General features: G+C 70.0%; 12 protein-coding genes. 8 read left to right on the top strand and 4 right to left on the bottom strand.

The window, feature by feature from the left end:
- Positions 1–87 precede the first annotated feature (87 nt).
- Positions 88–729, top strand: coding sequence for a cutinase family protein (locus OG226_RS42665; protein WP_328684922.1), 642 nt, complete (start codon positions 88–90; stop codon positions 727–729).
- 64 nt (positions 730–793) lie between these two features.
- Here the strand turns inward: OG226_RS42665 and OG226_RS42660 are convergent, their stop codons facing one another.
- From OG226_RS42660 to OG226_RS42650, 3 genes are all read right to left on the bottom strand, one after another.
- Positions 794–2464, bottom strand: coding sequence for a hypothetical protein (locus OG226_RS42660; RefSeq protein ID WP_329353685.1), 1671 nt, complete (start codon positions 2462–2464; stop codon positions 794–796).
- A 196-nt stretch (positions 2465–2660) separates the two neighbouring features.
- Positions 2661–3095 carry an OsmC family protein gene (locus OG226_RS42655; RefSeq protein WP_329352084.1) on the bottom strand — a complete coding sequence of 145 codons (435 nt, stop codon included), beginning with the start codon at positions 3093–3095 and terminating at the stop codon, positions 2661–2663.
- Between the two features lie 81 nt (positions 3096–3176).
- Positions 3177–5054, bottom strand: a complete 1878-nt coding sequence (locus OG226_RS42650) for a peptidoglycan recognition family protein (RefSeq protein WP_328684920.1) — start codon at positions 5052–5054, stop codon at positions 3177–3179.
- Positions 5055–5545: 491 nt separating this feature from the next.
- On the opposite strand from OG226_RS42650, the gene OG226_RS42645 reads away from it, so the two are divergent.
- Entirely contained in the window at positions 5546–6307 is a 762-nt protein-coding gene (locus tag OG226_RS42645; protein ID WP_329353683.1) for a class I SAM-dependent methyltransferase, read from the top strand.
- Between the two features lie 371 nt (positions 6308–6678).
- On the top strand, positions 6679–9912 hold the full coding sequence (locus OG226_RS42640; RefSeq protein ID WP_329352083.1) for an alpha-L-rhamnosidase: 3234 nt from the start codon (positions 6679–6681) through the stop codon (positions 9910–9912).
- An 80-nt stretch (positions 9913–9992) separates the two neighbouring features.
- Here the strand turns inward: OG226_RS42640 and OG226_RS42635 are convergent, their stop codons facing one another.
- Entirely contained in the window at positions 9993–10421 is a 429-nt protein-coding gene (locus OG226_RS42635) for a secondary thiamine-phosphate synthase enzyme YjbQ (RefSeq protein ID WP_329352082.1), read from the bottom strand.
- A gap of 149 nt (positions 10422–10570) precedes the next feature.
- On the opposite strand from OG226_RS42635, the gene OG226_RS51715 reads away from it, so the two are divergent.
- The 5 genes from OG226_RS51715 (at position 10571) to OG226_RS42615 (ending at position 14626) form a co-directional block, all read left to right on the top strand.
- Positions 10571–10654 (top strand): putative leader peptide, encoded by an 84-nt coding sequence (locus OG226_RS51715; protein WP_350495123.1) that lies wholly within the window; start codon positions 10571–10573, stop codon positions 10652–10654.
- A 126-nt stretch (positions 10655–10780) separates the two neighbouring features.
- Positions 10781–11674, top strand: a complete 894-nt coding sequence (locus OG226_RS42630; protein WP_329352081.1) for an ABC transporter permease — start codon at positions 10781–10783, stop codon at positions 11672–11674.
- Positions 11647–12414 (top strand): ABC transporter ATP-binding protein, encoded by a 768-nt coding sequence (locus OG226_RS42625; protein ID WP_329352080.1) that lies wholly within the window; start codon positions 11647–11649, stop codon positions 12412–12414. The genes OG226_RS42630 and OG226_RS42625 overlap by 28 nt, the downstream gene beginning before the upstream one ends.
- Before the next feature lie 42 nt (positions 12415–12456).
- Positions 12457–13482 carry an ABC transporter substrate-binding protein gene (locus OG226_RS42620; RefSeq protein WP_329352079.1) on the top strand — a complete coding sequence of 342 codons (1026 nt, stop codon included), beginning with the start codon at positions 12457–12459 and terminating at the stop codon, positions 13480–13482.
- 1 nt (position 13483) lies between these two features.
- Positions 13484–14626 (top strand): LLM class flavin-dependent oxidoreductase, encoded by a 1143-nt coding sequence (locus OG226_RS42615; protein ID WP_329352078.1) that lies wholly within the window; start codon positions 13484–13486, stop codon positions 14624–14626.
- Positions 14627–14641: the final 15 nt, after the last annotated feature.

The following is a 14641-nucleotide window of genomic DNA, read 5'->3' as shown; positions in this document are numbered from 1 at the left end:
TCCATAACACCGGGCACGATAACGCGAATACCTTCGGGGCAGTCCTTTCCACAGGCGCCGCAAGCGCCCCACCCTCAAAGGATTCCCATGCGTATTCGCTTATGCCTCGCCGCGCTCTCGCTGGTCGGCGGGGCCGGGCTCGCCACTCTCCCCGCACCCGCCGCGTCGGCCGCCACCTGCTCCGACCTTGACGTCGTGGCAGCTCGCGGCACCTTCGAGCCGGGCACACTCGGACTGATCGTCGGCGACCCGGTGTTCTCCGCACTCCAGAAGAAAATCACCGGAAAGACTCTCTCCGGCTACGCGGTGAACTACCCCGCCGACCTTTCCCTGACGTCCGCCGCGACGGGAAACCTCGATGTGGTGAACCACGTCAAAGCACAAGCGGCGGCCTGCCCCAATCAGCGCTTCATTCTCGTCGGCTATTCGCAGGGAGCGAATGTCGTCGACAACTCCATCGGAATCAGCAGCGACGGCGCGGTGGTCGGCAGCCCGATCGTGGCGACCATCCCCGCCACGGTCGAGCCGAAGGTCGCTGCCGTGCTGCTGTTCGGCAACCCGATCCGGGCCCTCGGCAAGAGCGTCACGGGCACCTACCAGAGCCGCACCATCGACTTCTGCGCCAACGGTGACCCCATCTGCCAGAACGGCGGAACCGACGTCCTCGCGCACCTCGGCTACACCTCCGACGCGGACGCGGCGGCCACGTTCGCCGCGGGCAAGGTCTGAGCCGTAGCGACGCTGCAGGGCCCGGGAGTTGATCCTCCTGGGCCCTACTGGTGGGCGGGGAACGCTACTTGGGTGACAGGGCGAACGCTGCGAGGCTGCTGGAGACAACCTCGGGGCGGCCGTTGTTCTGGACGGGGGCCGCGGTCAGTACGTCGAGGTGCTGGTAGCCGGGGGCGATCACGGGGTGCAGGCCGGCCGGGATGTGACCGGCCAGCAGTCCGTCGCCCGCGAGGACGGTGAGGGTCGGGTTGGCTGTCAACCCACCGGGGTGCACGAGGAGTTGCTTCACCTGCGGTGAGGTGGCCAGCTCGATGTCGGTGACCAGCTTGGTCGGGAAGTACTGCTCGGTGAAGTCCAGCGGCTGCTGCCCCATGCTGCGGGCCAGCTCGTGGATGTCGGTGACCTCCTTGGACGCGTTGGTGAAGGGGGTGCCGTCCGCCGACCGATGTCCGGGGTCGTCGGCGGCGCCGACACGGTCGTAGTCGCGCCAGGTGTAGAGCGGGCCGTGCGGCTGTGCGGGAATCGCCTTGTACTCGACGCCGACGAGTTGCGACTGGTCCGAACTCCCGTTGGCGACAGGGAAGTTCTTGTCGACGATCGGGCCGCCGTCGAAGAAGCCGACGCTGCTCTGCAGGAACGCGAGGGGTACGGAGTTGTCGTCCATGAGTGACCCGAGCACGGCGTCGTTGGTGAGCCGGAAGTCCTTCACCGCGGGTGAGCCGGTGAGGAACGTGGCGGCGTCCTTGGAGAACAGGAAGCGGTTCGTGGCCTCGATGTTGACGTTGGAGGGAAGGTAGGACGGCAGGTCCGCCTCGCCGTCCGGGTTCTGTACGGCGCCCAGGCCGGCGATGGCGAGCAGGGTCATCGTCTCGGGGTTGAGCAGCACGGGCGCGGACAGCGAGCGGGACAGCACGCCGCTGTCGAGGCCGGCCTGTACGACGGCGTAACCGAGCCCGATGTCAGGCAGGTTGGTGTCGTCCGGGATGCTGCCGCTGAGGTCCGTCAGGTCGGTGGAGACCGTCGTGTCGAGGGCGAAGTACCCGGCGCACTGGTTCTGCCCGGCGTCCGTCGTGGTCGCGGGGTTGCCGTCGAAGTCGGCCGCCGCGAAGTAGCCGGTGACGACGCCGCCGAGGGAGTGCCCGCCGCAGAGCACCTTGCTCTTGCGCAGGGTCGGGTCGGGCAACTCGGCGACGAGCAGGTCGTATTCGTCGCGCACGGTCTGTTCGATGCCGAGCTTGGCCATCCAGCCGAGCTGGTCGTTGCCGACGAACCCGGCGAAGGTCCGGCCGCCGACGGACTTGCCCCGGTAGTAGTAGTCGACGGCCGTGTGCTGGTCGCCGGAGGCGATACCGGTGGGATCCTCAAGGCAGTTGGAGCGCCGGTCCAGGGCCCAGAACTCGATGTGCCGTCCCTGCGCCGCGGCTTGGGCGACCGTGTCGCGGGCGACGCTGTCGAAGGCGCCGGCCCCTTCCAGGATGCCGGGTTGAGCTACGAGGATCCGGTCGGCGTCGGCCGAGGCACTCGGGCCGTCGGCGGAGCGGTAGCGCAGATACGACAGCCAGTCGCACGCCGCCGGACGGGCGCCGAACGACCGCGGTAGCGGCGCTTCGACCCGCACCAGCGACTCGGCCACACCGTCGGCGGGATGCGTCGACGCCACCGGGGTCTCGGTGCGGGCGCTCTCGCCCTGGGCCTGGGGAGCGGCGGCGGTGAGCGCGCCCGCGGTCAACAACACCGCGAGCGCGGCACCGCGCCACGTACGTCCTGTGCTCGCGGCTCCGCGCCACGAACTTCCTTTGCTGCGACTCGTGTTCATGGCCGGACCGTAGGACGGCCGGGACCGCGGGATCAGGCGGTGCTCACAAGAACGCAGCGCATGCCGGTGCCCTTGTCACCTGCTCGCAGAGAACCTCGCGGACAACGGGGTGGGGTCAGGCGTCCTTGATCGTCACGGTGACGGGCGTGCCGGTCTCGACCGTACGGCTGACGGTGCACAGCCGGTCGTGCGAGACGGTGACCGCCCGGGGCAGGATCGCGCGGGCCCGGTCCCCGGCCTCCCCCTCCGGGAAGGTCACGGCGAAGGTGACCGCGAGGTCGGTCATCCGGTTGCCGAGGTCGTCGCTGACCTTGTTGCCGGTCACGGTGACGGTGAACCCGTCCGGCTCCGCGTGCCGGGTGGTGGCCACGTCGACGTCGGCCGCGGTGCAGCCCCCGATCGCGGCGAGCAGCAGCTCGACAGGGGTGAACTCGGTGCCGCCGCCGACGGCGGTACCGAAGTCGATGGTGCCGCCACGGACGTTGGTCGCGGTGAAGCGGCCGGGGGCGGTGCGGTCGACGGTGACTTGGCGCAGGGGGTTGTCGCTCATGGGGAGATCCTCGCAGAGCACCCTGCCGAAGAGCTCGACCGGTGCGGGCAGGTCGTACGTGTGCTGCCCGCACCGGCCGGTTCAGGAGACCTGTGAGGCGTCGACCAGGACGACTCGGTGGTTGTACTGGATCGTGTAGTACTTGGCCGCGCCGGTGACGTAGGTGTCGCCCGAGACGAAGAAGTCGTCGGCGCTGACCGGGGGTTGGGTGGCGACGTAGGCCTGGCCCGCCGGGAAGCCGTAGACGGTCAGGGGCTTCTGGGTGGACGGGGACAGGCCGGAGGGGTACTCCGACGCCTGCGGGTAGCCGGAGCCGTAGAGGGTCGCGGCCTGGTCGCCGGAGTGGAGGATCGTGGCGCCCGGCGCGGCGCAGGTGTTGACGCCGTGGGGGTTGTGGAACCACACCTTCGCGCCGCTGAACCAGATCGCGGTCCAGTCGCCGTCGACGTCGGCGACCACGAACTGCTGGCCGGCCTGGACGGTGCTGCCCCAGTCGTGGATCGAGTCGGTGCCCGCGCTCGCGCCGGGGTGGATGGCCGGGTCGGCGAACAGGGGCGCGTCCGCGCTCGGACCGGTGCGCACCGGAAGGAAGTTGGAGGGCGCGGTGCTCTCAGTGCACGCGGTGGTGGCGCCCGTGGGGTCGTCGGCCGGGCAGACCTGGACGGTCTGCTGGTTGGTCGCGAACCTGGGGCTGATGGTGACCGCCGAACCCACCCTCGGGGCGTGCCGGGAGGCGCTCTGCGCGTGGACCGCCCTCGACGGGGCGACCATGTTCATGAACGCCGTCCAGTCCCAGTACGGACCGGGGTCCCAGTGCATGGCGGGCACGTAACTGTCCTGCGGGCCGGGCACGTTGTCGTGGCCGATGATGTGTTCGCGGTCGAGCGGGATGTCGTACTTCGCGGCGAGGTACTTCACCAGATCGGCCGTCGCCCGGTACTGCGCCTGCGAGTACCAGGTGGCACCGTGCGCGGCGTAGCCCTCGTGCTCGATGCCGATCGAGTGCATGTTGAACCAGTAGTTGCCGGCGTGGAACGCGATGTCCTTGGTGTGCGTCATCTGCGTGACGGCCGCGTCCGAGGCCCGCATGACGTAGTGCGCCGAGTCTCCGGAGCCCACGGTCTGGAAGGTCTTGATCGCCGCGTCGTAGGACGACTCGGTGTCGTGCAGGACGATGTACTTGATCTGCACGCCGTCGCCCGGGCGGCCCGCGACCTGCCCGTTGGAGGCGGCCGCGGCGAGGAAGGTGCAGTCGACCGTGGTGGGGCACTCGGTGTCGGTGGCCGCCGCGGCGGTCTTCAGCTTCAGTTCTGACAGTTGTCGGGTCTCGGGCTGAATCCCTCGCTGCGCCGATAGTTCGACGTGCTGTCCGTCGACGGTCGTCCGCGAGGCACCCGTGGAGACGGTCTTGAAGACGCGGTCGGCGAAGAGCTGCGCGGCCTTCTTGTCGGACGACTGGCTGTACTTGGCGACCGCGCCGTACCAGTCGGCCGCGTCGGTGGAGCTCTTGCCCGTCAACTCCCGCTGGTACGAGGCGAGTAGGGCGGCACCGGCGCGGATGTTCTCGCGGTCGTCGGTGCGCAGTCCCGTCGCCGGGGTGTCGGTGAGCTTCGCCGCCGCGTCGAGGGTGTGCAGCGCCGGGTCCGACGTCAGCTCGGCGAGGTCACCGCGGCCTGCGGCACCCGCCGCGCCCCCGGACACCATCTTGGCGGTGACGTCCGTCAGGTTCATCGGGCCGTATCCGCCCGAGGTGTTGTAGTGCCCGTCGTGGTCGTCCCACTGCGACTCCTGGTACGACACGGCCAGGAGCACGGGCAGCGGTACACCGAACTCCTCTGCCGCGTCGGCGAAGGAGGACTGCCGGTCGCCGCCCGGGGTCTGGGCGGCCTGCGCCGTGGACGGCAGTACGGCGAAACAGCCTGCGGCCACGGCGCCGCCGGCCAGGATCCCGGCCAGCACCTTCCGGGGTGACCTTCTACGCGAGGATTGCTGCAAGGATCTTTCCCTTGTATGTAGTGCCCTGAGGCGGACGTGCGGGGTGACGCCTGCCCGAACCACTGTGCGGAAGCCTCCAGCATCACCCACCGGACGTCACAACTCCCGCAGCGGGAACGCGAGTCGGCGATTCCCTCAGTGGTGTCACTGGTCTCGACGTCATCCGGTGCGGCCCGGTTGCGCCGGGCGGCCGGCATCGCGTCTACGACACCACATCGACACGTGGTCACCACGCCGGGGGCTGCTCTCCGCCATCCGCGAGGGCGAACCCGCCTGTTCGGGTTGTCGCGGTTCGTGTCCGCCGAACTCCGTCAGGTCGTCGGCCGTGCCCTGTGGCCGGGCGGCGACACCGACACGAAGCCACGGTGGCTGCGGCGGTCCGCCCTCGGACCTCCCGCGGGGCTAGTGTCTGCCGGGTGAGCACAGACGATGCGAACCGGCGCTGGACACGGTCCATGCCGGAGGCCTACGAACGTCACCTGGTGCCGGTCTTCTTCCGTCCCTTCGCCATCGACCTGGCCGCCAGGGCGGCGGCGCTGCGACCTCGCACGGTCCTCGAACTCGCCGCCGGGACCGGGGCGTTGACCTCGGCCCTGCTCACCGTGGTGCCCACGGCCTCGGTGGTGGCGACCGACCTCAACGATGCGATGGTCACCGCAGGATCGGCACGGGAAGCGCGCGCGGACTGGCGGCAGGCGGACGCCCAGGACCTGCCCTTCGAGGACGGCAGCTTCGACCTCGTCGTGTGCCAGTTCGGAGTCATGTTCTTCCCCGACAGACCCGCCGCCTACGCCGAGGTGCGCCGGGTCCTGGCCCCGCAGGGGCGGTTCCTGTTCAACAGCTGGGGCCCACTGGCCTCGCACGGATTCGGAGCCGCCTTCCAATCCGCCCTGGAACAGTTCATGCCCGACGGAACACCCCCGTTCCTGAAGGACGTGCCCCACGGCTACTCCGACCCGGCCGTGGTCACCGCGGACCTCACGGCCGCCGGACTGACCCTGGCCACCGCCGAGGAGGTCACACTGGAAGGCGTCGCGGAATCCGCGGCCTCCGTCGCCACCGGGTTCCTCACCGGCACGCCGGTGAACGCCGCCGTGCAGGCCCGCGAAGACGCGGAGGCCCTCCAGGCCGCCGTCACGCAGAAGATGACGGACCGACTCGGCACCGGTCCCGTGACGGCGCCGATGACCGCGACCGTCTATACAGCGCACGAGTAGACACGGCCCTCCCCATCCGGTGAGCACGGCCAGGGTGACCGAGCCGGCCCAGGAGGCGTAGCGGCGGACCTGCTGTACGTCGAGGCCCGTCAGACCCACCCGCATCCGCATCAGGATCCGCCGTCCTGGACAACGGACCCTGTTCACGACGTGATGCGCCCTGCCCAGCACAAGGGTTGGCGGGCCGAGATTGAAACCGTTCAATACCCTCGCGTCCACCTCGCTCGCCGACTCCTCCCGGAGCGATCGCGAAGTGCCCCTGTCACGAAAACAGTTGCAGGACGATTGACCCCGACCTCACCAGGCTCTACGTTACCCACGCCTCTCAAGTTTGAATCGATTCATGCATTCCGTGCGAGTGAGGAGTCGTAGTGATCAGCAGGAGGAACATGCTCGCGGGCGCGGTCGCCACGGTCGCGGCAGTGACCGTGGACAGCGTGCCGGCGATGGCCGCGCCGGCATCCGGACAGGCTCAGGCCCAGGCAGAGACACAGGCGCGGCGCGACGGACTGCGCGTCACGGCGCCGACCGTGGAGTACGTCCAGCATCCGCTGGGGATCGATGCCCAACGCCCCCGCCTGAGCTGGCCGTTGGCCTCCGACCGGACGGGTGCGCGGCAGAGCGCCTATCAGATCCGCGTCGCCACCACCCCGTCGCGGCTGTCCCACCCGGACGTCTGGGACAGCGGGAAGGTCACGTCCGGCGAGTCGGTCCTGGTGTCCTACGGAGGTCCTGGACTCAAGCCCCGTACGCGCTACCACTGGTCCGTCCGCGTCTGGGACGCCGACGGCCACGTCTCCGGCTGGAGCGCGCCCTCGTGGTGGGAGACCGGACTGATGGACGCCGGGCAGTGGAGCGCCGACTGGATCTCCGCACCGGCGGGCCTCGTGGACGCGCCGTCCTTCGAGGGCGGTTCCTGGATCTGGTTCCCCGAGGGCGATCCGGCCAACAGCGTTCCGGCGGCGACCCGTTGGTTCCGTCGTACCGCTCAACTGCCCGACGGGATAACGTCGGCCACTCTCGCCATCACCGCCGACAACGTGTACTCCGTCTCCGTGAACGGGGCCGAGGTCGCCCACACCGATCTCGACACGGACAACGAGGACTGGAAACGCCCGGCGGTGATCGACGTACTTGCGCGCGTGCGGGCCGGTGACAACGTTATCGCCGTCGCGGCCACCAACGCGACCGAAGGCCCGGCGGGGCTCATCGCGGTGCTTGTCGTCCGGACCGCCTCCGGTGAGCAGAAGGTGTTCACCGACGCCTTCTGGAAGGCCACGGACCAGGAACCGGTCACCGGATGGCAGGAGTTGGGCTTCGACGACGCGGGCTGGCCGGCGGTCCGGGTGACAGCGGCCTGGGGCGGCGGACCGTGGGGGCGAGTCGTCCCGGTGTCGTACGCCGTCACCCAACTGCGGCACGAATTCCGGCTGCCGCGCCGGAAGGTGGCCCGCGCACGCCTGTACACCACGGCGCTCGGCCTCTACGAGAGCCACCTCAACGGCAGTCGGGTGGGCCTCGACCAACTCGCCCCCGGCTGGACGGACTACCGCACCCGCGTCCAGTACCAGACGTACGACGTCACCGAACTTCTACGGCCCGGCGCCAACGCCATCGGGGCGTATCTGGCACCCGGTTGGTACGCCGGCAACGTGGGCATGTTCGGGCCCGGTCAGTACGGCCAAGTCCCATCACTCCTTGCTCAGTTGGAGGTGGAGTACGCGAACGGGACGAGTGAGCGCGTCGTGTCGGGCGCCGACTGGCGGGCCGCCGCCGGACCGATCGTCGCCGCCGATCTGCTGAACGGCGAGACGTACGACGCGCGCAAGGAGACCCCTGGTTGGGCCTCGCCCGGCTTCGACGACACGGGCTGGCTCGGCGTGCGGGGCATGGGGGGCGTCGGCGACATCGGTCCCGACCTGATCGTCGCGCAGGTGGACGCTCCGGTGCGGGTGGAGCGGGAGTTGACACCGAAGAGCGTGACCCAACCCAAGCCCGGCGTCTACGTGTTGGACCTGGGCCAGAACATGGTCGGCTCGGTACGGCTGCGCGTGTCGGGCGACGCGGGGACGACCGTCCGGCTCAGACACGCCGAGGTGCTGAACCCCGACGGCACCGTCTACACCGCGAACCTGCGGACCGCGGCGGCGACCGACACGTACACCCTCAAGGGCGGCGGGAAGGAGGAGGTCTACGAACCACGGTTCACCTTCCACGGATTCCGCTATGTCGAGGTGACCGGCTTCCCGGGCACGCCCACCGCCAGGGCCGTCACCGGCCGCGTCATGCATACGTCCGCCCCCTTCACCCTCGACTTCGAGACCGACGTACCGATGATCAACCAGCTGCACCACAACATCACTTGGGGCCAGCGCGGCAACTTCCTCTCCGTTCCGACCGACACACCCGCGCGCGACGAGCGCCTGGGCTGGACGGGAGACATCAACGTCTTCGCACCCACGGCCGCGTACACGATGGAGTCGGCCCGCTTCCTGTCCAAATGGCTCGTCGACCTCCGGGACTCCCGGACCGCGGAGGGCGCGTTCACGGACGTGGCACCGATGGTCGGCACGGTCGGCAACGGCACGGCCGGCTGGGGCGACGCGGGTGTCACGGTCCCCTGGTCCCTCTACCAGGCGTACGGCGACCGCCAGGTCCTCGCGGACGCCTGGCCGTCCGTCCAGTCCTGGCTGACGTACCTGGAGAAGAACAGCGACCGGCTGCTGCGCCCGGACCAGGGATACGGCGACTGGCTGAACGTCGACGACGAGACCCCCAAGGACGTCATCGCCACCGCGTACTTCGCGCACAGCGCCGACCTCGCGGCACGGATGGCCGGCGAACTCGGCGAGGACACCGCCCCGTACCGCGATCTCTTCGAGCGGATCCGGGCGGCCTTCCAGGACGCCTACGTCACCTCCGACGGCCGCGTCAAGGGCGACACGCAGACGGCGTACGTCCTGGCGCTGTCGATGAACCTGCTCCCGGACGCGTCACGGAAGCCCGCTGCCGACCGCCTCGTCGCCCTGATCGAGGCCAAGGACTGGCACCTATCGACAGGGTTCCTCGGCACTCCCCGACTGCTGCCCGTCCTGACCGACACGGGCCACACCGACGTCGCCTACCGCCTCCTGCAACAGCGCTCGTTCCCCAGTTGGGGGTACCAGATCGACCGGGGCTCCACCACGATGTGGGAACGCTGGGACTCCATCCGGCCCGACGGCAGCTTCCAGGACGCCGGCATGAACTCCTTCAACCACTACGCCTACGGCTCGGTGGGGGAATGGATGTACACGAACATCGCCGGCATCTCGGCGGGTCGGCCCGGCTACCGCGAGATCGTCATCCGTCCGCGCCCCGGCGGAGCCGTCAACACCGCCCGCGCCACGTTCACTTCGGTCTACGGCGCGGTCTCCACCCGTTGGCGGCAACGGTCCGGCCGCTTCACGCTGACCTGCTCGGTGCCGCCCAACACGACCGCCGAGGTGTGGATCCCCGCGTCCACCCCGGACGCGGTTACCCGCACGCACGGGACGTACCTGCGCCAGGAGGACGGCTGCGCGGTGTACCGGGTCGGCTCCGGCACCCACCGCTTCACCACCTGATCCAGGCGGTACGGCTGCCCGGAACGGTCACCGGTCCGGGCAGCTCGACCTGAGGCGGCACCCGGAGATCGGAGACAGCGTCAAGACCCCGCGAGAAAGGTGAGGCGCACCTTCCGCTCGGGGTTGTCCCTGTTCGTGTCGACCAGGCACACCGACTGCCAGGTCCCCAACTCCAGCCGCCCGCCCACCACCGGCAGCGTCGCGTGCGGCGGTACGAAGGCGGGGAGGACGTGGTCGCGGCCGTGCCCGGGGCTGCCGTGGCGGTGCTGCCAGCGGTCGTCGGCGGGGAGGAGGGTGCGCAGGGCGGCGAGGAGGTCGTCGTCGCTGCCGGCGCCCGTCTCCAGGATCGCGACGCCCGCGGTGGCGTGGGGGACGAAGATATTGAGGAGGCCGTCGCGGCCGGCCGCCGCCTCCCGGAGGAAGGCCTCGCAGTCGCGGGTCAGGTCCATGACCCGTTCCCTGGAACCGGTGGCGACGTTCAGGACGCGGGTGGTGAAGGCAGCTGACATGCCTCCCATCCTGAACCATCCGCCGGGTTCAACGTTCGAAACCCGTCCGGCGGGCGCCTCGCCCGGTCGTTCGCCCGGCCCTTGATACACAAGGTCCAGTCCGCGAGACACCGTTGACCGGGCCACGCCATCTGACCTAGTTTCGGCGCATGTTGCGTTCAGTTCTGCTCACCACGCGCGGTCACATCGACCTGCTGCGGGTGGCCTCCGCCGCGTGTCGCCGCGGCTGCTGACGCCTTCTTCCGCCTCACCGCTCCTTTTCCCGCACTCTGCCGTGCCCGTGCGCATCGTCGTGACACGGCGGCGTTGAGGCGTACCCCCCTCCTCACCGGACGCTCTCCCCCACCCGTGGAGCACCCATGAGCATCAGCCACGCACCGCCCGGTTCCTCCGGGCCCGATATTTCCCCTGTACCCGCATCGAAGGCCGAGTCCGGCGATGCCGCTCCTCTGGAACTCGTCCCCCTCGTCCCCACCTCCTCGCGCCGCACCCGCGTCCCCCGCTGGCTGCGCCGCACCACCGGCCCGCTCGTCCTGCTCGCACTGTGGCAACTCCTCAGCAGCACAGGCGTGTTGACCTCCGACGTACTCGCCTCGCCCGGACGCATCGCCCAGGTCGGCTGGGATCTGATCGACAGCGGTTCACTGACCTCGGCCATGACCACCTCGCTCCAGCGCGTCGCCATCGGGCTGCTGCTCGGTACCGTCATCGGCACCGGACTCGCCCTGCTCTCCGGCCTGTTCCGGGTCGGCGAGGACCTGGTCGACGCCCCCGTGCAGATGCTGCGGACCGTGCCCTTCGTCGGGCTGATCCCGCTGTTCATCATCTGGTTCGGCATCGGCGAGGCGCCGAAGGTCGCCATCATCACGCTGGGCGTGACCTTCCCGCTCTACCTCAACGTCTACGCCGGAATCCGGGGCGTGGACACCCAGTTGATCGAGGCCGGGGAGTCCCTCGGGCTGTCCCGCTGGGGGCTCGTCCGGCATGTGGTGCTGCCGGGCGCGCTGCCCAACGCGATGACCGGGCTGCGCTACTCCCTCGGCATCGCCTGGCTGGCCCTCGTCTTCGCCGAGCAGATCAACGCGGACGCCGGGATCGGTTTCCTCATGGTGCAGGCCCGGGACTTCCTGCAGACCGACGTCATCGTGGTCTGTCTGATCGTCTACGCCTTCCTCGGCCTACTGGCCGACTTCCTCGTCCGCACCCTCGAAAGGCTGCTGCTGCAATGGCGACCGACGTTCACGGGCCGGTGACCACCCCTTCGGCGACCCGGTCGCCGCTGACCACGCAGGCGGTACGCGTCGAGGGGCTGACCCGCTCCTTCGACGGCCGCGCCGTCATCGACAAGCTCCAACTCGACGTACGGCAGGGTGAGTTCGTGGCGCTGCTGGGCCGCAGCGGCTGCGGCAAGTCCACGTTGCTGCGCATCCTCGCCGGGCTCGACCGGGACATCGAGGGCACCGTCCTCGTCCCGCGCCGCAAGGCCGTCGCGTTCCAGGCGCCCCGGCTGATGCCGTGGAAGAAGGTGTGGCGCAACGTCCTGCTCGGGCTGCCCGGGAAGCCCGAACGGGCCGTGGCCGAGCGGGCGTTGGCGGAGGTCGGGCTCGGGGATCACTCCGACGCGTGGCCCAGGACGCTGTCCGGTGGTGAGGCGCAGCGGGCCTCGCTGGCCCGAGCCCTGGTGCGCGAGCCGGATCTGCTGCTGCTCGACGAGCCGTTCGGCGCGCTCGACGCGCTCACCCGGATCAGGGCCCAGCGGTTGGTGGGCGAGCTGTGGCAACGGCGGGGCTGTGCCGTGCTGTTGGTGACCCATGACGTCGAGGAGGCCGTGCTGCTGGCCGACCGGGTCCTGGTGATGGACGACGGTGTCATCGCGCACGAGCAGCGCGTCGACCTGGACCGGCCGCGCGGCATCACCGACCCCCGGTTCGCCGCACTGCGCGCCGGACTCCTGGAACGCCTCGGCGTCGACACCGCCGCCGAAGCCGTCTGAACTCCCCCACGCGTCAACCCAGTTACCGAGAACGGACCCCCCATGCGACGAAGTCTCGTCCCCGCCGCCCTGCTTCTCCCCCTCACCATCCTGCTCACCGCCTGCGGCGGGAACTCGGCCGCCGAGACCTCGACGGGCACCGACGGCAAGGGCTCCCTCACGCTCAACGTCGGTGACCAGAAAGGTGGTTCGGAGGCGGTGCTGCGGGCCGCCGGTGAACTCAAGAACCTGGACTACAAGATCAAGTGGTCCACGTTCACCTCCGGCCCGCCCCTGCTGGAAGCGGTCAACGCCAAGGCCGTCGACATCGGCGGGGTCGGCAACACCCCGCCGGTGTTCGCGGCGGGCGCCGATTCGAAGATCAAGGTGGTGGCCGCCTGGCACGGCACGTCCGAGGGCGACGCCGTCCTCGTGCCGACGGACTCCAAGCTCAGCGAACCGCGGCAGCTCAAGGGCAGGTCCATCGCCGTGGCGCAGGGTTCGTCCGCGCACTTCCAGCTGGTCGCCTCCCTCAAGGCGGCCGGGCTCAGCATCGGCGACGTCAAGGTGAAGTACCTCCAACCGGCCGACGCCCTGGCCGCGTTCACCTCCGGCAAGGTCGACGCGTGGGCGGTGTGGGACCCGTACACCTCGCAGGTCCTCCAGGCCAGGAAGGGCCGCGTCCTCACCACCGGCGAGGGCGTGACCAACGGCCTCAGCTTCCAGGTGGCGGCGCCCGGCGCGCTGGCGGACAAGAAGAAGTCCGCCGCCATCAGGGACTACCTCGACCGGCTGCGCCGCGCCCAGACCTGGGTGTTCACGCATCAGGAGGAGTGGGCCACGGTGTGGTCGAAGGACACCGGGCTGCCGTACGAGGTGGCGCTGGCATCGGTGAAGCGGACCAACTCCACCCGGGTGTCGGTCGCGGTCGACAAGCCGCTCATCGCCTCCGAGCAGCAGATCGCCGACACGTTCACCCAACTCAAGCTGATACCGCGGAAGGTGGACTTCGCCGACTTCGTCGACACGCGCTACAACGGGAACCTGCCGGCCTCCACCTCCGCTCCGCGCACCACGGGAGGTTCGTGACATGAGCGTGCACCTGCACTGGTTCCTGCCGACCGGCGGCGACGGCCGGACGCTCGTCGACCGGCACGCCTACGGGCCCAACCGCGCGGGCGCGGTCCGCGGGGTGCGGCCGCCGGACATCGAGTACCTCGCCCAAATCGCCAAGGCCGCCGAGCAGTTGGGCTTCGAGGCGGTGCTGACGCCGACCGGCACCTGGTGCGAGGACGCCTGGCTGACCACCGTGGCGCTGGCCCAGCACACCGAGCGGCTGAAGTTCCTGGTGGCGTTCCGGCCGGGGGTGATCTCACCGACGCTGGCCGCGCAGATGGCCGCGACCTATCAACGGGTCACGCGGGGGCGGCTGTTGCTCAACGTCGTCACCGGCGGCGACTCGGCCGAGCAGCGCCGCTTCGGCGACCATCTCGGCCATGATCAGCGGTACGCCCGTACGGACGAGTTCCTGTCGGTCGTACGAGGGGTGTGGCGGGGAGCGCCGTACGACTTCGACGGTGTCCACTACCAGGTCGAGGGCGGGCTGACGGCGCTGCCGCCGGACCCGGTGCCGCAGGTGTTCTTCGGGGGTTCGTCGGCGGCGGCCGGACCGGTCGCCGCCCGGCATGCGGACGTCTATCTCACCTGGGGAGAACCGCCGGCGCAGGTCAGGGAGAAGATCGACTGGATTCGCGGGCTGGCCGAGCGGGAGGGGCGGGACGTGCGGTTCGGGGTACGGCTGCACACCATTTCGCGGGACTCGTCGGCCGAGGCGTGGGCGACCGCGAACCGGCTGCTCGACGACCTCGACGCGGACACCATCGCGGCCGCGCAGGCGGCGCTCGGGCGCAGTGAATCGGTGGGCCAGCAGCGGATGTTGGCCCTGCACGGCGGTTCGCGCGACGAGCTGGAGATCCACCCGAACCTGTGGGCGGGGGTCGGTCTCGTCCGGGGTGGCGCGGGGACCGCGCTCGTGGGCAGCCATGCCGAGGTCGCCGATCTGATCGAGGAGTACCACTCGCTGGGCGTCGAGCACTTCGTGCTGTCCGGGTATCCGCATCTGGAGGAGGCGTACTGGTTCGGCGAGGGTGTGATTCCCGAGCTGGCGGCGCGCGGGCTGGTCGAGGGGAGGACGGAGGCCGGCCTGCCGTTGCTCGTGAGCGGCGGGCGCTGAGTGGGCGGGAAGATC

It is taken from the genome of Streptomyces sp. NBC_01261 (assembly GCF_036226385.1).
GTDB lineage: Bacteria > Actinomycetota > Actinomycetes > Streptomycetales > Streptomycetaceae > Streptomyces.
This window is presented reverse-complemented; position numbering and strand designations above follow the sequence as displayed.

Excerpts from the sequence above, each read along its gene's own strand:
- OG226_RS42620 (WP_329352079.1), top strand. The coding sequence starts at position 12,457 with ATGCGACGAAGTCTCGTCCCCGCCGCCCTGCTTCTCCCCCTCACCATC.
- OG226_RS42665 (WP_328684922.1), top strand. The coding sequence starts at position 88 with ATGCGTATTCGCTTATGCCTCGCCGCGCTCTCGCTGGTCGGCGGGGCC.
- OG226_RS42615 (WP_329352078.1), top strand. The coding sequence starts at position 13,484 with ATGAGCGTGCACCTGCACTGGTTCCTGCCGACCGGCGGCGACGGCCGG.
- OG226_RS42645 (WP_329353683.1), top strand. The coding sequence starts at position 5,546 with ATGCCGGAGGCCTACGAACGTCACCTGGTGCCGGTCTTCTTCCGTCCC.
- OG226_RS42655 (WP_329352084.1), bottom strand. The coding sequence starts at position 3,095 with ATGAGCGACAACCCCCTGCGCCAAGTCACCGTCGACCGCACCGCCCCC.
- OG226_RS51715 (WP_350495123.1), top strand. The coding sequence starts at position 10,571 with ATGTTGCGTTCAGTTCTGCTCACCACGCGCGGTCACATCGACCTGCTG.
- OG226_RS42625 (WP_329352080.1), top strand. The coding sequence starts at position 11,647 with ATGGCGACCGACGTTCACGGGCCGGTGACCACCCCTTCGGCGACCCGG.
- OG226_RS42630 (WP_329352081.1), top strand. The coding sequence starts at position 10,781 with ATGAGCATCAGCCACGCACCGCCCGGTTCCTCCGGGCCCGATATTTCC.
- OG226_RS42635 (WP_329352082.1), bottom strand. The coding sequence starts at position 10,421 with ATGTCAGCTGCCTTCACCACCCGCGTCCTGAACGTCGCCACCGGTTCC.